Origin of the sequence: Streptococcus australis, assembly GCF_015553625.1 — a bacterium.
Lineage (GTDB): Bacteria > Bacillota > Bacilli > Lactobacillales > Streptococcaceae > Streptococcus > Streptococcus australis_B.
On record NZ_JADNGY010000005.1, the window covers coordinates 26,863 to 50,768 of the forward strand.

A 23,906-nucleotide genomic window follows, 5' to 3' on the forward strand; every position below is an offset into this window, starting at 1 on the left:
GTCTCTAATATAAGTAGAAAGTGGGATAGAATGAAGATCATTTACAATTCATTCTGTCCCACTTCCTTTTCTGAAGCCGATTCCTTCAGAAATAGACTGACTTCATGCTATAATAAAGTCTAGAAATGCAAAGGAGAAGTTATGGTCTTATCAAAAAAAAGGGCACGTCATGTGATTGAAGAAATTATTGCCCTATTTCCGGATGCTCAACCAAGTTTGGATTTTCGCAACCATTTTGAATTATTAGTAGCGGTGATGCTCTCTGCTCAAACAACGGATGCGGCGGTTAATAAGGCAACTCCTGCCTTGTTTGAAGCCTTCCCAACTCCTCAAGCCATGGCGGTCGCCAGTGAAGCCGACATTGCCAAGCATATTTCCAAATTAGGCCTCTATCGCAATAAGGCTAAATTTCTCAAAAAATGTGCCCAACAATTGTTGGATAACTTTAATGGCCAAGTGCCTCAGACACGGGAGGAGCTGGAGAGTTTAGCCGGAGTGGGACGCAAAACAGCCAATGTGGTCATGAGTGTAGGTTTCGGAATTCCTGCCTTTGCTGTTGATACCCATGTAGAGCGGATTTGCAAGCACCATGACATCGTCAAGAAATCAGCAACCCCATTAGAAGTGGAAAAACGGGTGATGGACGTTCTTCCTCCTGAACGCTGGCTCCCAGCTCATCAGGCGATGATCTATTTTGGACGGGCTATCTGCCATCCTAAAAATCCCGAATGTGATCACTATCCGCAACTCTATAACTTTAAAGACATTTAAAAAGCGAGGTCTAATGACTTCGCTTTTATTTGATAGGGAAGAAAGTAAGTAAGAGCCAAGAAATCAGTAGAGTAATAGCGCCAACTCCAAGGCAAAATAGAATAGGAAGGATGATTCTTTGGTAGGGAGCTTTACCCCTTTCTTCCGCTTCTTCAATCTCGCTCAGACTGCGTCCTTGTTCATAGGCGACAATCTGGCGATAAGTACGAAGATTATGCTTTTTCTTGAATTTCTCAATGCGTAGGGCATAGAATAAAGCGACAGCAAGAATCAAGCAACTAATAGCGATGCCGTATCCATCCAAATAAAGAATGAGGGGAGTGCTGATGATAGGACTGCCAATTAGCAGTAAGCTAAAGACCACTTCATCTTTTTTATAGCTCATAAATTCTTGGTCGTGAATAATTTGTTTCATGGTTTCCAAATCTCCTTTGACTAGTTTGTCCAATGACACTTCAAAGACCTTGCTTAGTAAGAGAAGGTTTTGAATATCAGGATAGGTTGCGCCGCGTTCCCAGTTGGAAATGGATTGACGGCTGACAAAGATGATTTCAGCTAATTCGTCTTGAGATAAGTTTTTCTCTTTACGATAGTGCTGGATTTGTTTCCCGACTTGCATAAGATTTCCTCGCTTCCTGATTTCATTCTACTAAATTTTATAAAAAAGGGCTATCAAAGTTCTTTGACATGTTGATTTCATAGGCTTTAACAAAGGTTTTTACCACTGGATTTACAGGTCTGTCAATTTATATTTCCCTATTGAAAAAGGGGCCAGTAGCCTCCTTTTTCTTATTCACTAAATCGTAAAAAGTAACCATCTGGATCCAAAATCGCAAATTCATGGGGATAAATAAAGCTATCCCCCACTCGAAATTTTCTTTTTGTTAGGGGACGATGGATAGGATATTTAGCTTCCAGCAGTTTTTGGTGGAGCTGAGGGACATCCTTGATGCCAAAGGAAATATTGACACCGCGTCCGAAAGGATAAGTCAATTGGGATAATTCTTCTGTACTGCCTTCTTCTAGCATAAGTTGGCAGTCTTCAAGCGAGAGGAAGAGAAATTTCTCCTCTGGACGTTCGTATTCGACGGAGAATCCCAGCAAGTCGCAGTAGAAGTGGTGGGATTTTTCGATGTCAGATACTACAAATTCAGGAATGACAGCTTGATAGTCCATTAGCGTTCTCCTTAGAGCTCAATCTCCATGACAATCGGTGTATGATCTTGACGGGCACCGGAGTCAATCATAGCTGATTTGGTCACCTTATCCGCAACTCGGTTAGAAGTGAGCCAGTAGTCAATTCTCCATCCTGTATTGTTGATTTTTGAAGTCTTGCTACGTTGTGCCCACCAAGTATATTGATCTGGAAGGTCCCCATGCAAGTGGCGGAAAGTATCAGTGAATCCTTTGGCTAGCAAGTTGGTGAAGCCAGCGCGCTCTTCGTCGGTAAAGCCTGGGGAACGACGGTTGCTGGCTGGATTGGCCAAGTCGATTTCCTTGTGGGCTACGTTGTAGTCTCCTGTTGCCAGGACAGGTTTTTGCTGGTCTAGTTCTGCCAAGTAGTCTGCATATTTGGCATTCCAGATTTGGCGTTCTTCTAAGCGTTTGAGCCCATCTCCAGCATTCGGAGTATAGACCTGGGTCACAAAGAAGTCATCAAATTCAAGAGTAATAATGCGACCTTCGAGGTCCATAGTAGAAGGAGCACCGATTTCTGGGAAGCTTACTGTTGGTGTCAATTCTTTTTTGTAGAGGAACATGGTTCCTGCATATCCTTTACGAGCGGGTTCTACAGATGACCGCCAAGTGTTTTCATATCCAGGGAAAAGTTCTTCTAAGACCTCTAAGTGTTTTTTCGTTGGTCCTTTGGCAGATAATTTTGTTTCCTGGATGGCAATGATATCCGCATCCTCGGCTACCAAGGTTTGGAGGACGTCTTGCGAGAGCTTCGCGCGCGCAGAGTCACTCGTCAAGGCGGCATTCAATGAGTCAATATTCCATGAGATTAGTTTCATATCGTTTCCTTTACTAACTTTGTCGATGCTTCTATTATACCAAAAAATATCCAGTCTCCTGTCTCTTGTGATTTGATGAAGGATCCGCTTTTGGTAGAAAATTGTTTATATTGTTCATATTGCTAAAAGAATAGTTGCCATGGAGTTCACAATGGCTATTTTTTTATCCGGTCTAGCGACTCGCGTCTGGATGAAATGTGCTATAATGGAGGTTGAGTTTAAAATAGAAATATTCCTCAGGTTCCCTTTAAAGTTATCCTATTTTTAGGTTGCCTTGATAGGGGCTGGGGCTGAGAATCCAGATGAAAGGAGAGGTATGGCTCGAAAATCGAAACGTTCAAAAAAAGCGAATGCGAAGGTGAGAAAATTTGATAATCGGTGGATTACTAGGCGACTTTATTTACTATTCAGCATTGTTTGTACCCTCTTTCTGATTTTAATTGCTCGACTAGGGTACATGCAGATTACTCATCAAGGCTTTTATACACAAAAATTAGCAAAAGCTACCAAAAAACATTTAACAAGAGGAAGTATCCGGGGACAGATTTATGATGCTTCTGGTCAGCCGCTGGTAGAGAATGTCGATAAGAAGGTCTTGTCCTTTACACGTAGCAATAAATTTACTGCGGAAGAGATGCGTCAAACAGCACAGCTTCTCCTAAATTACGTAAGCGTGTCAAATCCTCAAGTCACCAAGCGTCAAGAAATTGACTTTTATCTCGCAAACACAGAAGTCTACAAAGAAGTAGTGGACAAACTGCCGAAGGAGGAACGCATCGATACGGATGGTAACCCACTTCCAGAAGCGAAAATCTACCAGTATGCGGTGGACAGTATTGACCCAGCTAAATTAGGCTATACGGATGAAGAAAAAAAGGCCATCTATCTCTTTAGCCAAATGAATGCAGTCGAAAACTTCGCCAGTGCTACGATTGTGACGGATCCGATGTCCGATGAGCAGGTGACGACAGTCAAAGATCATTTAAAAGAATTTCCAGGATTTGAAGTGATCACGAGTTGGGATCGAAAAGTAGTCGATAGTCCTTTGGCTTCTATTGTCGGTAGTGTGTCGACAGAGCAAGCCGGTCTACCAGCTGAAGAAGCCGATGATTATTTGGAAAAAGGCTACGCCTTAAATGATCGCGTCGGAACTTCTTATTTAGAAAAACAATATGAGTCTGTCCTCCAAGGAGAACGGGTTGAAAAAGAGATCCATTTGGACAAGAACGGCAATGTCGAAAAGATCGAAACCCTCTCAAAAGGAAGCAAGGGAAATAATATCAAGCTTTCGATTGATTTGGATTTCCAAAGAGGAGTGGAAGACATCTTGAAGAAGTCCTTCCAGGCAGAATTAGCTGCTGGCAATGCGACCTACTCAGAAGGAGTCTATGCTGTTGCCTTGGATCCAAAAACGGGTAAAATCCTTGCTATGGCGGGGATGAAGCATGAAGCAGGTTCACAAGATCTTACCCCTGATGCTTTAGGAACAGTGACCAATGTCTTTGTCCCAGGATCTGTCGTTAAAGCGGCTACCTTGACAGCGGGATGGGAAAATGGGGTGATTTCTGGGAATCAAGTCTTATTGGATCAACCAATTTCATTTTCTGGCTCAGCTCCAATCACTTCCTGGTTCACCCAGTTTGGAAGCCGAGAAATCAATGCGGTACAAGCGTTAGAATATTCTTCCAATACCTATATGGTGCAGATTGCTCTTAATTTAATGGGCCAACCCTATCAGCCCAATATGACCTTAAAGACGGATCAATTGGATCCTGCTATGGAGAAACTGCGTTCGACTTTCGCCTCCTATGGTCTGGGAACAGAAACAGGGATTGACCTTCCGAACGAATCGACGGGCTACGTTCCCAAAGAGTATACTATTGGCAATTACTTAACAGACGCTTTTGGTCAGTTTGATAACTATACGCCTATGCAGTTGGCTCAATATGTTGCAACCATTGCCAACGATGGGAAGCGCGTGGCTCCACACCTGGTCCAAGGGATCTATGAAAATGACGCCAAGGGAGGCTTGGGCCCTCTGAAAGAAGAGATTGCAACAAAAGAACTCAATCAAGTGGCTCTAACCCCCGAAAATCTAGCCATCATCAAACAAGGTTTTTATCAGGTTGTATACGGAACCAGTGGCTTAACAACTGGTAAAACCATCGGAGAAGGTGCGTCAGTTCCAATCAGTGCGAAGACCGGGACTGCAGAAACATTTGTAAATGGTGGGACCCCTGCTGTAAATACCAATGTCATCGCCTATGCTCCATCTGAAAATCCTCAGATTGCAGTTGCAGTGGTCTTTCCTCACAACACCAATCTCCAAGCGACAGTTAGTCACAGTATTACCAGAGAGATTATCAATCTCTACCAGCAAAAACATCCTATGAATTAGAAAGGAAGCTATGCTCTATCCAACACCTATCGCAAAATTAATTGAAAGTTATTCGAAGCTCCCTGGTATTGGGATCAAGACGGCAACTCGTCTGGCCTTTTATACCATCGGAATGAGTGATGATGATGTCAATGAGTTTGCTAAAAATCTCTTGTCAGCAAAGCGGGAATTAAGCTATTGTTCCATCTGTGGGAACCTAACAGATGAAGAAGAGTGTGCCATTTGTCGAGACGAGACTCGCGATCCATCGACCATCTTAGTGGTGGAAGATAGTCGAGATGTGTCGGCCATGGAAAATATCCAGGAGTACCACGGACGCTACCATGTCCTTCATGGCTTGATTTCGCCCATGAATGGGGTCGGACCGGATGATATTAATCTCAAGTCCTTGATCACACGATTAATGGATCATGAGGTCCAAGAAGTGATTGTGGCGACCAATGCAACAGCAGATGGGGAAGCAACTTCTATGTATATCTCACGCGTCCTCAAACCAGCTGGTATCAAAGTGACCCGCCTGGCACGTGGATTAGCCGTCGGAGCCGATATCGAGTATGCGGATGAAGTGACCCTTCTTCGAGCGATTGAAAATCGAACCGAGTTATAAGCGGTTACAGAGAGGCTGGGACAAAAGTCCTAGCCTCTCAATTATTTTTTGATTGTCGAGCAAGACGCAGTGGTTGAGTGGGCTCTTTGTTCGCTTTTTAAGCTCCAAATATGACCTAATGAGGGAAACAAAGTTTCCTTTATCTGCAACCTTCAACAGTCTCCCAGACTGTTGAAGCTGTGCGGAGGTGGGACGACGAAATCGAATTCTAACGAATGACTGATTTCTGTCCCACTCTCTTTTTGTTTTTTAGGTGTTCTCCCTCGTTTTCTTTCTTTTTAAAGTGTGGTATACTAGAGGGACGAACTCGTATGTGAGGAGTGCTTTTGATAAGTCGATTATGAAGCACAAAATTAAACAAAGGATTAGGACCAAACGATGGCAAAAGAAAAAATAGTACTTCTTTATGGTGGCCGTAGCGCAGAGCGTGAAGTGTCGGTACTTTCAGCTGAAAGCGTCATGCGGGCGATTAATTATGACAAGTATTCGGTCGAGACCTATTTCATTACTCAGGCTGGGGACTTCATCAAGACCCAAAGCTTTGAAGAGAAGCCTGCTGAAACCGAACGCTTAATGACCAATGAAACCATTGATTGGGACGCAAAAGTATCTCCGAGCAGCATCTACCAAGAAGGAGCGGTTGTCTTTCCAGTCCTTCACGGACCGATGGGCGAAGATGGATCGGTTCAAGGATTCTTAGAAGTCTTGAAACTCCCTTATGTGGGTTGTGATATCCTTTCTTCTAGTGTAGCTATGGATAAGATTACTACGAAACGGGTCCTAGAATCTGCAGGGATTCCACAAGTTCCTTATGTGGCTGTCCTTGAAGGAGACGACCTAGAGGCTAAGATTGCCTTGATCGAAAAAGAATTAACCTATCCGGTCTTTACCAAGCCTTCTAATATGGGCTCTAGTGTTGGGATTTCAAAAGCAGAGAACCAAGCAGAACTCCGTCAGTCTTTGGAATTGGCCTTTAAATACGATAGCCGTGTTCTGGTTGAGCAAGGTGTCGTAGCGCGCGAAATCGAAGTGGGACTATTAGGCAACTACGATGTGAAAAGTACCCTCCCTGGTGAAGTGGTCAAAGATGTAGCCTTTTATGACTACGAAGCTAAATACATCGATAATAAGATTACGATGGCAATTCCGGCTGAAATCCCAGCAGAAGTTGCAGCGACTATGCGTCAGAATGCCGAATTGGCCTTCCGTGCTATTGGTGGCAAAGGTCTCTCTCGTTGTGATTTCTTCTACACAGAGGATGGAGGCATCTACTTGAATGAGCTCAATACCATGCCAGGATTTACCCAATGGTCTATGTATCCTTTACTTTGGGATAACATGGGCTTGGCCTATTCTGATTTAATCGAGCGCTTGGTAGAATTAGCCAAAGAAACCTTTGAAAAGCGTGAAGCGCACTTGCTTTAAGAAACTGTTCCTAGCGGGAGTGGGAGATGAAGTCAACTCATAGAGGAGTCACTTTTCTTCCTGCTCCCACTTTTTAGAGGAGAATACCATGAATGTAACCTTGCACGAAGTAGCAGGTGTCCTGGCTGCTAGCAATGATATCAGTCAATTTGAAGATGTAACTCTTGCCAAGCCTGAATTCGATAGCCGTTTGATTGGGCCTGGAGATCTTTTTGTCCCTCTTAAGGGGGCGCGTGATGGCCATGATTTCATCGAGACGGCCTTTGAAAATGGGGCTGTAGCGACCTTGTCTGAAAAAGAAGTAGAAGGCCACCCATATTTGTTGGTAGATGATGTTCTAGCGGCCTTTCAAAAATTAGCCCAATATGTTTTGGAGAAAAGTCAAGTAGATGTCTTGGCGGTCACCGGTTCAAACGGTAAGACAACGACCAAAGATATGTTGGCTCAATTGCTGTCAACTACCTACAAAACCTATAAAACACAAGGGAACTACAATAACGAAATTGGCCTCCCTTATACGGTTCTCCATATGCCAGAAGGGACAGAGAAGCTTGTCCTTGAAATGGGGCAGGACCATCTGGGAGATATCCATCTCCTCTCAGAAATTGCCCATCCAAAAGCAGCCATCGTGACCCTTATTGGGGAAGCTCATCTTGAGTTTTTCAAAGACCGCAAAGAAATCGCTAAAGGAAAATTGCAAATTGCGGATGGGATGCCAGCTGGTGGCTTGCTTCTAGTGCCGGCCGATCCTATTGTCGAGGATTTTTTACCGAGTCAACAAGAGCTTGTGCGCTTTGGTGAAGGAGCAGATATCAGTATTACCAAGTTGGAGGAACGCAAGGACAGCCTAACCTTTGAAGCGAATTTCTTATCAGATGCTATTGACTTACCTGTCACAGGCAAATACAATGCGACCAATGCCATGATTGCGGCCTATGTTGCCTTGAAAGAAGGAGTCAGTGAAGAGGCCATCCGTGCAAGCTTTAAAGGCTTAGAGCTTACTAAGAACCGTACAGAATGGAAGAAGGCAAGTAACGGAGCGGATATCCTATCCGATGTCTACAATGCCAATCCGACGGCCATGCGCCTGATTTTAGAAACCTTCTCGACCATTCCTGCCAATCCAAATGGCCGCAAGCTAGCGGTCTTAGCGGATATGAAAGAACTAGGGGAGCAATCTATTGATCTGCACAACCAAATGATTCTCAGCCTGTCACCGGATGTCTTGGATACCGTTATTTTCTACGGTCAAGATATTGCGGGACTGGCTCAATTAGCGAGTCAGATGTTCCCACTCGGACATGTCTATTATTTCAAAAAGACCGCTGAGAAAGACCAGTTTGAGGACCTGGTCAAACAAGTCAAGGAAAGCTTAAAAGAGCAGGACCAAATCCTCATCAAGGGAAGCAATTCTATGAATTTAGCCAAATTGGTAGAGGAGTTGGAGAATGGCGAGTAATAATGTGCTAAAGAACATTCAGCGCTTGATTTCAATCACTAATACAGGCTTAGCGTTCTCAAAAGATCCATTTGATCAAGAGCGCTATCAGGATATTCGTGCCATTTTACAGGATCTTGTGAGAGAAGCGACTGATTTGAATCCACAAGAATTATCGGATTTGTTTCGCCCGACAGACCATTACGACACTCCCTTGATTGATGTTAGGGCATGGATTGTCAAAGATGGAAAACTTTGTCTGGTGAAAGGTCAGGGAGAAGAGACCTGGGCCTTGCCGGGTGGCTTTGGTGAGGTTGGCTATTCTCCGACGGAAAACATTTTAAAGGAAATCCAAGAAGAAACGGGCTATTCTGCGCGTGTAATCAGATTGTTGGCAGTATTTGATACCAATCGCTACCAATTGCAAAGTCGCCAATATGTGAAATTGGTATTTGAATGTGAATTATTAGATGGAAATTTTGAAAAGAACCAGGAAATTTCCGACCTTGCCTTTTTTGAGAGAGAAAAAATACCTGCTCTTTCTACCAAGCGCAATACAGAAGAACAATTGAACTTCCTTTGGGAGGTCTATGATGGGAAACGAGATTTGTATTGTGATTAAAAACGATCTATAAATTAAAGGAATATGAAAATGACACTTTGGGATTTATTGTTTACAAACCAAAAATCAGCCCCACCTGAATTTGGGCTCTGGTATTTCATTCTGCCAACTTCTTTGTTGGTGGTTGGCTACTTTTCCATTAGATATGCACAGTCCAAAAGCTACCAACGCTTTTGGTATTGGGCACAGTTGATTCAAGTCTTGACCATTAATGCTTGGTATATTCTTGCCCACATGCCGTTGACGGATAATTTGCCATTCTATCATTGCCGCTTGGCCATGCTAGTGATTCTTTTTGCACCTAGAGGGACCTATATCAAGCAATATTTTGCTCTCTTGGGAGTTCTAGGATCGATTGCGGCCTTGGTTTACCCAGCCTTTGATCCCTTCCCTTTCCCTCATATCACCGTTCTGAATCTAATTTTTAGCCACTGGGCCTTGCTTGCCAATAGCTTGATTTATCTGCAAGATTATTATCAATCTGAAAAACAAGACAGTTTGAGAATTTTCAAGATTACCTTTGGCATGAATGCCTTGATTTTCTTGGTCAACCTTTTGACGAAAGGGGATTACGGCTTCTTACGGCGTCCACCCATCATTGGGGACCATGGTGCTCTCTTGAACTACCTTTTGGTTAGCTTGGTGATGGTAGCTGGAATTTGCTTGGTCAACCAGCGTTATAAGTACAAATACAAGATGGTTGAAGAGACGGTCGTTTCACGTTCAGAATAGAAAATTGATGAGCTGAGGTTAGGAAATCATGCCACTTTGGGATTTATTTTTCACCAGTCAACCAACGGCCCCTCCTCAATTGGGAGCTTGGTACTTTTTGTTGCCGGTCTCATTGATGGTGGTAGGCTATCTGTCTATTCGATTTGCTTCTTCCAAAGGCTATCAAAACTTTTGGTATTGGGGGCAATTGATTCAGTTGCTGATAATCAACTCTTGGTATATTGCAGCACATTTGTCTTTTTCAGAGAGCTTGCCCTTCTATCATAGCCGGATGGCTATGTGGATGATTCTTTTGGCTCCTAAGGGAAGCTTCAAGCAATATTTTGCTCTTGTTGGTGTCTTTGGGTCCATCATGGCCTTGGTTCATCCCGTCTTTTATCCCTATCCTTTTCCTCACGTATCCTCGATCAACAATGTTTTTGGCCACTGGGCCCTCTTGGCCAATTGCTTGATCTATCTGGTCCAATTCTACCAAGTAGAAGAAGGAGATGCTTGGAAAATCTGTCAGATGACCTTTGGTGTCAACGCTATTATTCAGCTTGCTAATCTCGTAACGGGTGGAAATTACGGCTTTATGCGTCGTCCTCCTGTAATTGGCGATCATGGGCTCGTGCTCAATTACTTGATCGTGACTATCCTGATGACAGGGACCCTCATCCTGATCAATCATCTTATTAAGTCCAGTAAGAAAAGAAAAAGAACATCTGAATCCGTTTAATAAGGAGACCTTATGCATCATTTTTTTACAACTGAATCCACTGTACCACCTGTTATACCGCTCCTTTGGTATGGGGTCATGGTTCTTTTAATCGTAATGGCAGTATGGGCTTCATTACGTTACTACCAAAATGAACAATTTCGGAAGATCTTTCGAAACCTACAAATATTTCAATTGATCTGTCTCTATATCTGGTATTTTGCTTTTCAGCTTCCCTGGTCCAATAGTTTACCCTTGTACCATTGTCGTTTGGCTATGTTTGCTGTCTTGCTGTTGCCAGACCGATGGAAGAGCAAGCAGTTCTTTGCCTTGATGGGAGTGAGTGGAGCGATCTTTGCCTTGGGCTATCCAGTCTTTGATCCCTACACCTTCCCTCATATTACGAGCTTTTCTTTCCTCCTCGGGCATTACTGTCTCTTGGTTAATTCCTTGATTTATCTCTTGAGATTCTATGATTCGAGTCTCTTAAAAAATCGAGAGATTGTTCTTTATACTTTCGTCTTGGATTTATTCCTTGTGGGAGTCAACCAAGTCACTGGAGGCAATTATGGACTCATGGCGCGACCACCAATTATCAAAGGGGATAGTCTCTTGGTGAATTATGTCGTGGTTTCCAGCATCCTAGCAGCAGCCTTGCTTCTCTTTAATGTATTTTTCAGTCGCAGACCTGTTAGAAAAAGAGTCAGTCGATAAAAAGTTGAAGGAGGTTGAGACAATCAGTCTCAACCTTCTTTTAGTTAATAGGAGTTTGAAATGAAGAGGTTTTTACTAGTCATTTGTATCTTGTGTGGCTTATTTTGCACAGTTAGTCCGGCTCAGGCAGAGGATGACGTTCAGTATTCGATTGAGTCCTATGTAGGACACCTCCATTTGCAGGAAGATAGCCAGGCAACATTCACTCAAGAGATTACCTATGATTTTCATACGGGCTACAATGGTCAGTATGTAACTTTAGGGAGTGCAGATCCCCTTCCTAAAGGATTTAAAATCCATGAAAATCCTCAAGTTGAAGCTTATGTGGACGGGGAAAAACGAGATATTCGTGTAGAAGAATCGGATCTCGGAGATGGTCGTCTATTAAAAATCTACAATTCGAGGATTGTTGGAGGCAAAGTTACCATCAAGGTTGTATGGAAGATTGATCATATTCTAGACCTGTATTCCGATATAGCGGAGCTCAATTGGTTCCCTCTTTCAGATGGGGATGAGGATATCGCGAAATTAGATTTTTATGTGGATGGTTTGGATGCCAAGCAGGGAGAATTGTATGCTCATACCGGTTATTTTAACCCACCAGCCCAGATTGACCGGACTGCGACTGGCTATCACATTCAGTTACGGAACTTCCCAAAGAATGGAAAATTGGAACTCCACGCATACTGGCCCATGACAGAAGCTCTGCGTCGAGGCCAATCTAATAAGATAAAAAAAGAAAATAGAAAAGATAAATTCCTAAAAAAAGAGAGATCCATTCAACAAAAAACATTCATCTACAAGACACTGTTTCTCAGAGTCGTGCCAATTGTATCGATTCTTTTATTTGTCCTAGCTTTTATTCCATGGATTCGCTATATGATCAGTACCAGAAATCGTCGGATTGCAAAAGGAGTAAGATTATACGAACCACCGCAGAATTTACCACCATTAGTTCTAGCTAAGGCGCTGTATCAACTTGATTTTGAACAAATGGTGATATTTAGAGAGAAAGGTCAATTAAAATTTAACCATCTCATTCAAGCAACAATGTTAGATCTCATTGACCGAGGAAATCTTCGTTTGACTAGGGATGAAAACGGGGAAAGGTTGACCTGTCTTCACCATGAAGGCTTGGCTGATTTTGAATTGAAGTTTATTGACATGATCTTTGATCAAGAAACGGAAATCAATATCAGCGAGGTATTCTCAAAATATAAAATTAATCAAGTAGCTCTAAAAAAAGATTTTCGGGCTGCTAAAACAGAGGCACAACGAGATCGCATTCGAAAGGTCGGAAGTGATGTTCAATCGCTTTTAAAAAAAGATGCCCAGCAATTGTCAAAAGGTGTTGACAAGGAGATTGCGAAATTAGGATTGCCCTCTTATTTTAGAGACTTAACTGAGAAAGAAGAAGCTTTTTCAAAAACAGGCTGTGCCTTACACTTTTGGCTCTTACTGATCTTATTTGTGAGCATGTGTTTCTTAACATTTGGATTTGGTTCACACCTATCTTCATTCTATTTTTGGATCATTTTACTTTTGGTTCTGTTATTCATTCCATTTTATATTGTTGTGAAAATCCGTGAAGATCATCTACAATCCTTAGAGAACTTGGATTCGCAATTCCAATGGATGGCTTTTAGAAATATGATCGAAAGTATTCCAAATTTCAACCAAGCAGAACTTGAGAGTGTGGTCCTATGGAATCGTATTTTGGTGTACGCAACCTTGTATGGTCAAGCTAAAAAAGTGAGTCAGGTACTCCAAAATCATCAGATTTCCTTACCATATGAAGATTGGGATACTCTTGTTTGGCTAACATCCTCTTCAAATACCTTCCTAGATGGCTCTACTTTAATGGGCTATGTAGATAATTCCTATAGTGTTTCAAACTTCTCTATTAACTCTTCAGATGGCAACGGTGGCTTTGATGGTGGTGGCTTCTCTGGAGGAGGTGGTGGTGGAGGATTTGGCGCCTTCTAATAGTACTTGTTATTTAATGAAGTCTGGGATGTAGAACCATTGTAGTTCTCACTCAGGCTTTTTAATTTGTAACTATACTGACGATTGAAAAAAGCCTCTATTTCCGCTATAATAGGTTAGTTAAGGTAAAAGGAGAGAACCAATGTAGAAGGATCCTACTTACTAAAAAATACGTTTTAAAAAAAATAACTGAGGAAGAAAGAATGACAATAACTGACGAAATTAAAAAACGCCGTACCTTTGCCATCATCTCCCACCCGGATGCTGGTAAAACGACGATTACAGAGCAGTTGCTCTACTTTGGGGGAGAGATTCGGGAAGCTGGTACTGTAAAAGGAAAGAAAACAGGAAACTTTGCCAAGTCTGACTGGATGGATATCGAGAAGCAACGTGGGATTTCAGTAACCTCATCTGTCATGCAGTTTGACTATGATGGAAAACGGGTCAACATCCTTGATACCCCAGGGCACGAGGACTTTTCAGAAGATACTTATCGGACCTTGATGGCAGTGGATGCTGCGGTCATGGTGGTGGACTCTGCCAAGGGTATCGAGGCTCAAACCAAGAAATTATTTGAGGTTGTCAAACACCGTGGCATTCCAGTCTTTACCTTTATGAACAAGCTGGACCGTGACGGTCGCGAGCCACTGGATCTCTTGCAAGAATTGGAAGAGGTCTTGGGCATCGCAAGTTACCCTATGAACTGGCCGATTGGGATGGGGAAAGCCTTTGAAGGACTCTATGACCTTTATAACCAACGTTTGGAACTCTATAAAGGAGACGAACGCTTTGCGAGTCTAGAAGACGGAGACAAGCTTTTTGCTAACAATCCATTCTACGAGCAAGTAAAAGATGATATTGAGCTTTTGAATGAAGCAGGAAATGAATTTTCAGAAGAAGCTATCCTTGCAGGTGAATTAACTCCTGTCTTCTTTGGTTCCGCTCTTACCAACTTTGGTGTGCAGACTTTCTTGGAAACATTCCTCAAGTTTGCTCCAGAGCCACACGGCCACAAGAAGACAGATGGAGAAATTGTCGATCCTTATGACAAGGATTTCTCAGGATTTGTCTTTAAAATCCAAGCCAATATGGACCCTCGTCACCGTGACCGGATTGCCTTTGTGCGGATCGTGTCTGGTGAATTTGAGCGGGGGATGAGTGTCAATCTGCCTCGTACTGGTAAGAGTGCTAAGCTATCTAATGTCACCCAGTTTATGGCGGAAAGCCGTGAGAATGTCACCAATGCCGTAGCAGGAGACATCATCGGGGTCTACGATACCGGTACGTATCAGGTCGGGGATACGCTAACAGTTGGGAAGAATAAGTTTGAATTTGAACCACTGCCAACCTTTACTCCTGAAATCTTCATGAAGGTATCTGCCAAGAATGTCATGAAGCAAAAGTCCTTCCATAAGGGAATCGAGCAATTGGTGCAAGAAGGAGCTATCCAGCTCTATACCAACTACCAAACGGGTGAATACATGTTGGGTGCTGTCGGGCAGCTCCAGTTTGAAGTCTTTAAGCACCGGATGGAAAATGAATACAATGCCGAAGTGGTGATGAGCCCAATGGGTAAAAAGACGGTTCGCTGGATCAAACCTGAGGATCTAGATGAACGCATGTCTTCAAGCCGCAACATCTTGGCCAAAGACCGCTTTGACCAACCTGTCTTCCTCTTTGAAAATGACTTTGCCCTCCGTTGGTTTGCAGACAAGTACCCAGATGTTGAACTAGAGGAAAAGATGTAACTCAGTACCAACAATTGGAACTAAAGTTCCTAATTGTTGAACGCTAGTCGCTATTTTGCGAACTAGCTAACTGCCTTACTAACTACTTTTGGCGAATAAAATATATAAATTGAAAAACCAGCTCACTTGAGCTGGTTTTGGGATGAAGACAAACTTCCATTTTACATAAAAAATCAAGTGATTTTTCAATAAATAAAAATAATTCCATATTTTTATAGTCATTAAAGCCAGTACTGAAACTTTCCGCTGTGAGAAAAATGCTTGAAACAATGTTGTTTCAAGCACTCGGGAGTTTTGAAAGTAAAACAGTTTGGGAAACTGTTTTAGCCTGAGCCCAGAAATTAAAGAGCGAAGGGGTTCAAAACTAAGTCATGGAACTTCGTAGAAGTTCGCTGACGTCCGTACTCACTTAAGGAAAGTTTCTAAGAATATTTTTTCTTTAATAAAAAACCAGCTCAAGTGAGCTGGCTTTTTATTGTTCTGTAATGAGGAGTCTTCCCAAAAATTCTTGTAAGATAAAGAAGACAATGAGGCTGGCAATGGTCTCGCCTAAGAAGGACGAGCTATTCACAATCAGAGAGTACAGGTAGGCACTTTGGCCAGCTGGAGCATAGCTTCCCCAGAAGATGACACCAGCAATGTAGTGAATTGTGTAGCGTGCAAAACCACCCAAGATGACTCCGACTGTGATATAAGTAAGCGTCTGTAGTCGTTTCTTTTCTCGGATAGCCTTGTCAAGAGCAGGTTTGACAGCTCCACTCAGTCCAATCAGACTAAAGGCTACAAAGTACTCTAAGAAACCTTGGATTGGAGTCAACCAACCACCAGCTGCTTCCCCTGTTACGACTTGTAACAAACCCCAGATGAAGCCTCCCACGGCACCAGCCTTCACACCCCAGCGGAAACTGAGGAGAAAGATGGGAACCATCTTAAAAGATAGAGAAATCCAAGGACCTAAGGACATCGGTTGAGTAACCAAATCCAAAATATAAGCTATGGTCGCTAAAAGAGCAACCTCAATCATTGGTCGAACTGTAGTTTTCGACATAAAAAAACCTCCTATACCAATCGTTTTGATTGGCTCATTTGTTGCCACACCAAAACGACGTCATAGAAGTTCTCTATTTCATTCTGTTTTGAGACACATCCCTACGCAGGTCTTAACCTGATCAGGTGGTAAGAGTTTAGGTCAGTAACGAACACTTTTGGTATTCCATCTAACCAATCTCAGCTGCTGCTCCTCTTGTGACTCTTTCATTATACTATCTAAAAAACGTTCCCGCAACTTTTTAACTCGCAAAAAATATGGTATAGTTATTAAGATAGAAAATGCACAAATTGTGGAGGAAATAATCATGGGTATTTTTGCAGGTTTGATGGGCAATGCTTCTCAAAAAGACGTCGATAAGGTTGAAAAAGATTTAGGGGATATCCTGGTTCCAGGTGAGCAGGTAACTCTGGCTTTTAGTTTGATTCGTGACTTGATTGTCTTTACTGAGTACCGTCTGATTTTGGTGGACAAGCAAGGAATGACAGGGAAGAAAACATCTTATAAATCCCTTCCTTATCGTTCTATTTCGCGTTTTTCAGTAGAAACATCTGGTCATTTTGATTTGGATGCTGAATTAAAAATTTGGGTTTCATCAGCTGTAGAACCATCAGAAACACTTCAATTTAAGAGCGACAATAGTGTCATCGAAATCCAGCAGGCCTTGGCAGCAGCTGTATTGCGTTGATAAAAAATAAATTTAAACAGTCTTCATCTAGCGATTTAGGACAATCGGATAGGAGCACTGGCAGATAAGGTAAAGAGGGAGCAAAATGTTCGTTGAAAAAAAGTTAGGAGATGGCCGGAGTTGGATTAATATTGATTCTGACTTGATTGCGGAAACCTCCCAGTTGTACCAAAAGTATGGTATTGATCAAGAAACCATTGAATATGCATTGGATAAAAACGAACGTGCCCACATGGATTACAACCGTGAGAATGGGACCGTGACTTTTATCTATAATGTCTTGGACATGGAAAAGGAAAAGGAATATTATGAAACCATTCCGATGACCTTCATTGTCCAGGGACCACGTCTTGTGACTATTAGTAACCGAGACAACGCCTATATTATTGCACAAATGGAACGCTATGTCGATAATCACGAGAGTTTATCGACCTTTAAGCTTTTATTTGCAGGGCTTGAGATGATTAGTAATGCTTATTATCCGATTATTGAGCGTCTAGATAAGCACAAGGATGAAATCACTCGTCTCTTACGAAAAACAACAACTAGTAAGAACCTGTATGCTCTTTCTGACGTGGAAACAGGTATGGTCTATCTGGCATCCGCTGCCAAGCAAAATCGCATGCTCTTGGAACATATCAAGGCTCACCTAATCTACCGCCAATTTGATGATGTCGAAAAAGAACAGTTTGATGATGCCATGATCGAGGCCAGACAGTTGGTCTATATGACGGAGTTGAACTGTCAAGTCTTGCAACAGTTGTCTAGCTCCTACAATAACATCCTAAACAACAACCTGAATGACAATTTGACAACTTTGACTATCTTGGAAGCTCTGTTAGCAGTCTTAGCAGTTGTCACTGGTTTCTTTGGAATGAACGTTCCATTGCCGTTTACTGACGATCCTAATGCATGGCTGTATATCTCCATAGCAAGCTTTGTACTCTGGATCATCTTGTCTCGTATTTTGCGCTGGATTGCCCATAAACGATAAAAAAGAGAGGTAGGGAAGAAATTCCTTACCTCTTTCGTATCTTGGCTATTTCAGAAAATCCTTCATTTTTAACTCTGCCTCCCCTAAGAAGAAGAGGCAGTTTTGATACAAGTGATCGACTGTACATAATCTTCTTGGAAATAGTAGGAGTAGATTTAAAAGTACTGAGTGGATTATAAACAATTTATAATTGGATTGAATCGTTGAATCAGTTAAATGAATGAAGCATTTTAATCATTCTGAAATATCCTAAATACTAAATTCATTATACATACTTTTATTTTAAAAATCAAGAAAACAATCCCAAAATAAAAGTGGATTTTTTGTGAGAAAAAACTTTTAGAAAGCCTATTGTAACGCTTTTTTTGTGATAGGATTCAAAGCGAAGAAGAGATTTTGCGTCCTTTTATATTATTGTAAATTTAAAAAGAAATAAAAAGGGTTATACTAATGAATCAAAGGTGAAAAGAACTTTTTTGAAAGGGGTTACGCAATAAAAAGCTTTTAACTTGTTTCGTTTTACTATCTTTTAACCCAGGTCTGTGGTATACTAGATAAGTTGCAAAGAAAGCAGTACTTTTCTTTCGTGGAAAAGAAGCAACACGATCTTTCATAAAAGGTGAAAGTACGTCATGACAAGAAAAGTATAAACTAAGCGCTATAGGATGGCTTCGCACCATCTTTAGAAAGAAGAATAACGTGAAATTTAATGAATTTAATCTTTCTGCTGATTTGTTAGCAGAAATTGAAAAAGCAGGATTTGTAGAAGCAAGTCCTATCCAAGAGCAAACCATTCCTTTGGCTCTTGAAGGTAAAGATGTAATCGGTCAAGCACAGACTGGTACAGGGAAAACAGCAGCCTTTGGCTTGCCAACCCTTGAAAAAATTCGTACAGAAGAAGCAACTATCCAAGCTTTGGTCATCGCCCCAACTCGTGAACTGGCTGTTCAAAGCCAGGAAGAACTCTTCCGCTTTGGTCGTAGTAAGGGTGTGAAAGTCCGTTCAGTATACGGTGGTTCAAGTATTGAAAAACAAATTAAGGCACTTAAATCAGGGGCTCATATCGTTGTAGGAACACCAGGACGTCTCCTAGACTTGATCAAACGCAAGGCCTTGAAATTACAAGATATTGAAACTCTCATCCTTGATGAAGCAGACGAAATGCTTAATATGGGATTCCTGGAAGATATCGAAGCAATCATCTCACGTGTCCCAGAAAATCGTCAGACTCTCCTCTTTTCAGCAACCATGCCTGATGCCATCAAACGGATCGGTGTTCAATTCATGAAAGAACCTGAGCATGTCAAGATTGCTGCCAAAGAATTAACAACAGAACTGGTAGACCAGTACTATATCCGTGTTAAGGAACAAGAAAAATTTGACACCATGACACGTCTGATGGATGTTGATCAACCTGAATTGTCAATCGTTTTTGGTCGTACGAAACGCCGTGTAGACGAGTTAACTCGTGGATTGAAGATCCGTGGTTTCCGTGCAGAAGGGATTCATGGAGATTTGGACCAAAACAAACGTCTTCGTGTCCTTCGTGATTTTAAAAATGGCAACCTCGATGTCCTCGTTGCAACAGACGTTGCTGCTCGTGGTTTGGATATCTCAGGTGTGACCCATGTCTACAACTATGATATTCCTCAAGACCCTGAGAGTTATGTTCACCGGATTGGTCGTACAGGGCGTGCAGGTAAGTCAGGTCAGTCAATTACCTTCGTTTCACCTAATGAAATGGGTTATCTCCAAATCATTGAGAACTTGACTAAAAAACGCATGAAAGGTCTCAAGCCAGCAAGTGCAGAAGAAGCCTTTCAAGCTAAGAAGCAGGTCGCTCTTAAGAAAATCGAACGTGATTTTGCTAATGAGGAGATTCGTAGAAACTTTGAGAAGTTTGGCAAGGATGCTCGTCAATTGGCCTCAGAATTCAGCCCAGAAGAATTGGCTATGTACATCCTTAGCTTGACGGTTCAGGATCCAGACAGTCTTCCAGAGGTTGAGATTGCACGTGAAAAACCGTTACCATTTAAACCATCTGGTGGTGGCTTTGGTGGCAAAGGTAAGGGTGGTCGAGGAGGCCGTCGTGGGGATGACCGTCGAGATCGTGATCGCCGTGGCAATGGTCGTCGTGATGACTATCGTAAAGGTGGACGTTCAAAGGATCGCTTTGATAAAGAGAAGCGTTACCGTAAGGATAATAAAAAACCACGCAATACTTCAAGCGAGAAGAAAACAGGCTTTGTGATTCGGAACAAAGGAGATAAATAAAAAATACAAGGGTAAACACATGTTTACCCTTGTATATTTATAAGGAGACCGAAATTCGTAAACAAAACGTTTGCTATCACTCTGTGATAGCGCTATCAATTCTGTTAACATATTAAGAATACAACTTTTTATAAGTCCTGTCAACAGATTTGCTAAAAAAATTCTACTTTTTTTAAAAAGATGAACAAAAAATAAATTTTTTCTACAAAAATGACCAACAAAATAAGCGATTAATATAGAAAAAAATCGATAAAATGTTTGTTTCTTATTGAAAATGTTTACTATTATAGTATAATGAAAGCAGAAATAGGAAAGTAGGACGTCATATGAAAGAGAGTAGACATGTAGCAATCTTACAAGAGTTGGATAAAAATGAAGTGGTCTCTGTTAAGGATCTAAGCGATCTCTTGGGTGTAACCGATATGACAATTCGACGAGATTTGATGGACTTAGAAGAACAAGGCTTGTTGGTTCGTGTTCATGGAGGGGCCCATCGAAAAATCAAAGATAGTCTGGCAGAAGTTTCCCATACAGAAAAGAACATGTTGAACGTGGAAGAGAAAAGGGAGATTGCTCAAAAATGTGCAGCTTTGATTGATGAAGGCGATACAATTTTTATTGGAGCAGGGACCACTACAGATTTTATTGGCGATTATCTTGATGGGAAACATGTCAGTATTGTCACCAATTCCTTGCCGATTTTTGAAAAATTAAAAGACCAACCGAATTGTGATATCATTCTAGTTGGCGGACGCTATAGGGTCAAGACACAGACCTTTGTAGGGCAGTTTGCTAATAAGCTCTTAAAGGAAATTAAGGTTTCGAAAGCCTTTATCGGGGTAAATGGAATCGACGGTCATACAGCAATGACTGCAAACGAAGAAGAAGGAAATGGTAATAAAATTATTCTTAACAATGCCATTGAAAAGTATGTAGTAGCAGATAACAGTAAGTTTGACAGCTATTCTTTCTATGCTTTTTACCGTCTAGATGATTTAGATGCGGTGATTACCGATCATTCTATCTCTAATAAGGTGCGAGAAAAATACAATTCTTATACAAAAATTTTGTAAAAATTAGAAAATAAACAGCTAAACGGCCAGGATTCAAGCAGATTCTGGTCTTTTTTATATCCTTTAATAGGGGAGGGGTTATAAATAAATCTATAAAAAAATAAACAAAAAAGAACAAAAAATTACATATTGTAATTGACAGCGCATTCATATAATGATATACTTATCATGTAATTAAAAGATATTTAAAAAGTGGAAGGGGTGAAAAGATGGGATTAAATCAACTGTTTAATCGGGAATTAGTCTTTTGCCTAGATGTTTCGAATCAAGAAGAATTGTTTGACCAGGTTGCAACTTTATTGGAAGAACGTCAGATTGTGACAGATTCTTATCAAGCTGCATTAAAAGAGAGAGAGAAATCGTTCCCTACTGGCTTGGATATGGAATTTCTAGGAAAGGATCTTCCGAATGTAGCGATTCCTCATACGGATATCATCCATAACCTAACAGAGAATATTGTAGTTGTTCGATTGAAAAATCCGGTAACCTTCCACAATATGATCGCGCCTGATAAGGAAGTAGATGTTTCGCTTTTATTCTTCATCATTAACAATTCTAGTTCCAGCCAAACAAACATTTTGGCGCATTTGATGGATTTCTTTACGACAAACGGAAATCTTGAAAACATGTCGAAATTGGAAACTGAAGAAGACTTATATCGCTATATCACAGAAGCGATTGCTTAATAGTAACAATTAAATATATTTATAATGGAGGTCATTCAAATGATTAAAATTTTAGCTGCCTGTGGTGCAGGGGTTAACTCAAGCCACCAAATTAAAAGTGCTCTAGAAGAAGAGCTTTCAAACCGTGGATATGATGTACAATGTGATGCGGTAATGGTAAAAGATGTGAATGAAGACTTGATTAAAGGCTATGATATCTTTACACCAATCGCTGCAACAGATTTAGGCTTTGATCCTGGGATTCCAGTAGTTGAAGCTGGTCCAATCTTGTTCCGTATTCCAGCTATGAGCGCTCCGGTATATGACAATATCGAAGCAGCAATCAAAGAACACGGCTTAAGCTAATTTGTTCATCTGTATTTTGTGAGCGATTCCTATGCCTGGAACTGCTGACATTCTTAATTTTGTAAAATATAAAAATATAAATCGGGAGGATTTATTATGAATGGCATTATCGATTTTGCCAATAAGTTTTTCAAACCCATTCTAGATATGGGTGCACCGATCATCATGTTGATCGTCCTAACTCTATTGGCACTTTTGTTTGGAGTGAAATTCTCCAAAGCGCTTGAAGGTGGTATTAAACTTGCCATCGCCCTTACTGGTATCGGTGCGATCATCGGTATGTTGAATGGCGCTTTCTCAGCGTCTCTTGCAAAATTCGTTGAGAACACTGGTATTCAATTGAATATCACAGACGTTGGTTGGGCACCACTTGCTACCATCACTTGGGGGTCTGCCTGGACACTTTACTTCTTGCTAGTTATGTTGGTTGTCAATATTGTCATGCTTGCAATGAAGAAAACAGATACACTTGATGTCGATATCTTTGATATCTGGCACTTGTCTATCACAGGTCTTTTGATTAAATGGTATGCGGATAAAAATGGAGTTAGCGCAGGAGTTTCCCTCTTCGTTGCAACTCTTGCAGTTGTCCTTGTAGGGATTATGAAGATCATCAACTCAGACTTGATGAAACCAACATTTGATGACTTGTTGAATGCACCTAGCTCTTCACCAATGACATCAACTCACATGAACTACATGATGAACCCAATCATCATGGTTTTGGATAAAATCTTTGACAAATTCTTCCCAGGTCTTGATAAATACGACTTCGATGCTGCTAAATTAAACAAGAAGATCGGTTTTTGGGGATCTAAATTCTTCATCGGTTTCCTTCTTGGAATCGTCATCGGTATCATGGGTACTCCACATCCAGTTGCTGGTGTTGAAGGTGCTGAAAAATGGGAACTTGTTATTAAAGGCTGGTTGAGCCTTGGTTTGACTGCCGGTGTCTGCTTGGAATTGTTCTCATTGATCGGTTCTTGGTTCATCGCAGCGGTAGAACCATTGTCACAAGGTATTACAAACGTTGCTACTAAACGTCTTCAAGGACGTAAATTCAATATCGGTTTGGACTGGCCATTTATCGCTGGTCGTGCAGAAATCTGGGCTTGTGCCAACGTACTTGCACCAATCATGTTGATCGAAGCAGTGCTTCTTTCTAAAGTCGGAAATGGTATCTTGCCACTTGCAGGGATCATCGCTATGGGTGTGACTCCAGCTTTGTTGGTTGTAACACGTGGTAAATTGATCCGTATGATCGTGTTTGGAACACTCTTGTTGCCACTCTTCCTTCTTTCAGGTACTCTTATCGCACCATTCGCTACTGAATTGGCGAAAAGTGTAAAAGCCTTTCCAGAAGGAGTTGACAAAGCTCAATTGATCACTCACTCAACTCTTGAAGGACCTGTTGAAAAATTGCTTGGTTGGACAATCGGTAATGCAACAACTGGTGATATTAAATTGATTATTGGTGTTGTTGCCTTCTTAGCATTCTACGTTGGAATCTTTGCATGGTACAGAAAACAAATGATCAAACGTAACGAAGAATACGCAGCAAATGCAAAATAATCCGCTCCTAAATATGTAACTTGATAAAACTAGGGTATCAATTTTCCAGACATGGAGGGGTAGCCTAGTTTTT

Annotated in this window: 22 protein-coding genes and 1 riboswitch; of the genes, 18 read left to right on the forward strand and 4 right to left on the reverse strand. The window is 41.4% G+C overall.

The window, feature by feature from the left end:
• The first annotated feature begins 141 nt into the window (after window positions 1–141).
• Window positions 142–771, forward strand: coding sequence for an endonuclease III (gene nth, locus I2D56_RS05460; RefSeq protein WP_195348148.1), 630 nt, complete (start codon window positions 142–144; stop codon window positions 769–771).
• Window positions 772–796: 25 nt separating this feature from the next.
• Here nth and I2D56_RS05465 read toward each other — a convergent pair whose 3' ends face one another.
• From I2D56_RS05465 to I2D56_RS05475, 3 genes are all read right to left on the reverse strand, one after another.
• Window positions 797–1,390 carry a helix-turn-helix domain-containing protein gene (locus I2D56_RS05465; protein ID WP_195348149.1) on the reverse strand — a complete coding sequence of 198 codons (594 nt, stop codon included), beginning with the start codon at window positions 1,388–1,390 and terminating at the stop codon, window positions 797–799.
• A gap of 170 nt (window positions 1,391–1,560) precedes the next feature.
• Entirely contained in the window at window positions 1,561–1,947 is a 387-nt protein-coding gene (locus tag I2D56_RS05470) for a bleomycin resistance protein (RefSeq protein WP_195348150.1), read from the reverse strand.
• 11 nt (window positions 1,948–1,958) lie between these two features.
• Window positions 1,959–2,786 carry an exodeoxyribonuclease III gene (locus tag I2D56_RS05475; protein WP_195348151.1) on the reverse strand — a complete coding sequence of 276 codons (828 nt, stop codon included), beginning with the start codon at window positions 2,784–2,786 and terminating at the stop codon, window positions 1,959–1,961.
• Between the two features lie 316 nt (window positions 2,787–3,102).
• Here I2D56_RS05475 and pbp2b point away from each other — a divergent pair, with 316 nt between their 5' ends.
• The 10 genes from pbp2b (at window position 3,103) to I2D56_RS05525 (ending at window position 15,153) form a co-directional block, all read left to right on the forward strand.
• Complete coding sequence (gene pbp2b, locus I2D56_RS05480) at window positions 3,103–5,184, forward strand: penicillin-binding protein PBP2B (protein WP_195348152.1); 2,082 nt, start codon at window positions 3,103–3,105, stop codon at window positions 5,182–5,184.
• Between the two features lie 10 nt (window positions 5,185–5,194).
• Window positions 5,195–5,791, forward strand: a complete 597-nt coding sequence (recR, locus tag I2D56_RS05485) for a recombination mediator RecR (protein WP_006596694.1) — start codon at window positions 5,195–5,197, stop codon at window positions 5,789–5,791.
• A 378-nt stretch (window positions 5,792–6,169) separates the two neighbouring features.
• The gene (locus tag I2D56_RS05490) at window positions 6,170–7,216 is read left to right on the forward strand and encodes a D-alanine--D-alanine ligase (RefSeq protein WP_195348153.1); all 1,047 of its coding nucleotides are present in this window, start codon (window positions 6,170–6,172) and stop codon (window positions 7,214–7,216) included.
• Window positions 7,217–7,304: 88 nt separating this feature from the next.
• Window positions 7,305–8,675, forward strand: coding sequence for a UDP-N-acetylmuramoyl-tripeptide--D-alanyl-D-alanine ligase (locus I2D56_RS05495; protein ID WP_195348154.1), 1,371 nt, complete (start codon window positions 7,305–7,307; stop codon window positions 8,673–8,675).
• Complete coding sequence (locus tag I2D56_RS05500; RefSeq protein WP_023022628.1) at window positions 8,665–9,276, forward strand: NUDIX hydrolase; 612 nt, start codon at window positions 8,665–8,667, stop codon at window positions 9,274–9,276. The genes I2D56_RS05495 and I2D56_RS05500 overlap by 11 nt, the downstream gene beginning before the upstream one ends.
• 30 nt (window positions 9,277–9,306) lie before the next feature.
• Complete coding sequence (locus I2D56_RS05505; protein ID WP_123159374.1) at window positions 9,307–10,008, forward strand: YwaF family protein; 702 nt, start codon at window positions 9,307–9,309, stop codon at window positions 10,006–10,008.
• 28 nt (window positions 10,009–10,036) lie between these two features.
• The gene (locus I2D56_RS05510; protein WP_123159373.1) at window positions 10,037–10,726 is read left to right on the forward strand and encodes a YwaF family protein; all 690 of its coding nucleotides are present in this window, start codon (window positions 10,037–10,039) and stop codon (window positions 10,724–10,726) included.
• A 12-nt stretch (window positions 10,727–10,738) separates the two neighbouring features.
• On the forward strand, window positions 10,739–11,419 hold the full coding sequence (locus I2D56_RS05515) for a TIGR02206 family membrane protein (protein WP_195348155.1): 681 nt from the start codon (window positions 10,739–10,741) through the stop codon (window positions 11,417–11,419).
• Between the two features lie 60 nt (window positions 11,420–11,479).
• On the forward strand, window positions 11,480–13,405 hold the full coding sequence (locus I2D56_RS05520) for a DUF2207 domain-containing protein (RefSeq protein WP_195348156.1): 1,926 nt from the start codon (window positions 11,480–11,482) through the stop codon (window positions 13,403–13,405).
• A 203-nt stretch (window positions 13,406–13,608) separates the two neighbouring features.
• The gene (locus tag I2D56_RS05525; protein WP_195348157.1) at window positions 13,609–15,153 is read left to right on the forward strand and encodes a peptide chain release factor 3; all 1,545 of its coding nucleotides are present in this window, start codon (window positions 13,609–13,611) and stop codon (window positions 15,151–15,153) included.
• Window positions 15,154–15,625: 472 nt separating this feature from the next.
• On the opposite strand, the gene thiT is transcribed toward I2D56_RS05525, so the two are convergent.
• Window positions 15,626–16,201 carry an energy-coupled thiamine transporter ThiT gene (gene thiT / locus I2D56_RS05530; RefSeq protein ID WP_120702202.1) on the reverse strand — a complete coding sequence of 192 codons (576 nt, stop codon included), beginning with the start codon at window positions 16,199–16,201 and terminating at the stop codon, window positions 15,626–15,628.
• 81 nt (window positions 16,202–16,282) lie between these two features.
• Window positions 16,283–16,407: riboswitch (TPP riboswitch) on the reverse strand.
• A 101-nt stretch (window positions 16,408–16,508) separates the two neighbouring features.
• On the opposite strand from thiT, the gene I2D56_RS05535 reads away from it, so the two are divergent.
• The 7 genes from I2D56_RS05535 to I2D56_RS05565 all read left to right on the forward strand — a co-directional run bounded on the left by I2D56_RS05535 (window position 16,509) and on the right by I2D56_RS05565 (window position 23,833).
• Window positions 16,509–16,889, forward strand: a complete 381-nt coding sequence (locus tag I2D56_RS05535; protein ID WP_006596927.1) for a PH domain-containing protein — start codon at window positions 16,509–16,511, stop codon at window positions 16,887–16,889.
• 85 nt (window positions 16,890–16,974) lie between these two features.
• On the forward strand, window positions 16,975–17,883 hold the full coding sequence (locus I2D56_RS05540) for a magnesium transporter CorA family protein (protein ID WP_117745012.1): 909 nt from the start codon (window positions 16,975–16,977) through the stop codon (window positions 17,881–17,883).
• Window positions 17,884–18,582: 699 nt separating this feature from the next.
• Complete coding sequence (locus I2D56_RS05545) at window positions 18,583–20,157, forward strand: DEAD/DEAH box helicase (RefSeq protein ID WP_195348158.1); 1,575 nt, start codon at window positions 18,583–18,585, stop codon at window positions 20,155–20,157.
• A 326-nt stretch (window positions 20,158–20,483) separates the two neighbouring features.
• Entirely contained in the window at window positions 20,484–21,230 is a 747-nt protein-coding gene (locus I2D56_RS05550; protein WP_195348159.1) for a DeoR/GlpR family DNA-binding transcription regulator, read from the forward strand.
• A 209-nt stretch (window positions 21,231–21,439) separates the two neighbouring features.
• Window positions 21,440–21,916 (forward strand): PTS sugar transporter subunit IIA, encoded by a 477-nt coding sequence (locus I2D56_RS05555; protein ID WP_195348160.1) that lies wholly within the window; start codon window positions 21,440–21,442, stop codon window positions 21,914–21,916.
• 39 nt (window positions 21,917–21,955) lie between these two features.
• Window positions 21,956–22,261: a PTS sugar transporter subunit IIB gene (locus I2D56_RS05560; RefSeq protein WP_006148587.1), complete on the forward strand. Its 306-nt coding sequence runs from the start codon at window positions 21,956–21,958 to the stop codon at window positions 22,259–22,261.
• Between the two features lie 96 nt (window positions 22,262–22,357).
• Window positions 22,358–23,833 (forward strand): PTS galactitol transporter subunit IIC, encoded by a 1,476-nt coding sequence (locus I2D56_RS05565; protein WP_195348161.1) that lies wholly within the window; start codon window positions 22,358–22,360, stop codon window positions 23,831–23,833.
• Window positions 23,834–23,906 lie beyond the last annotated feature (73 nt).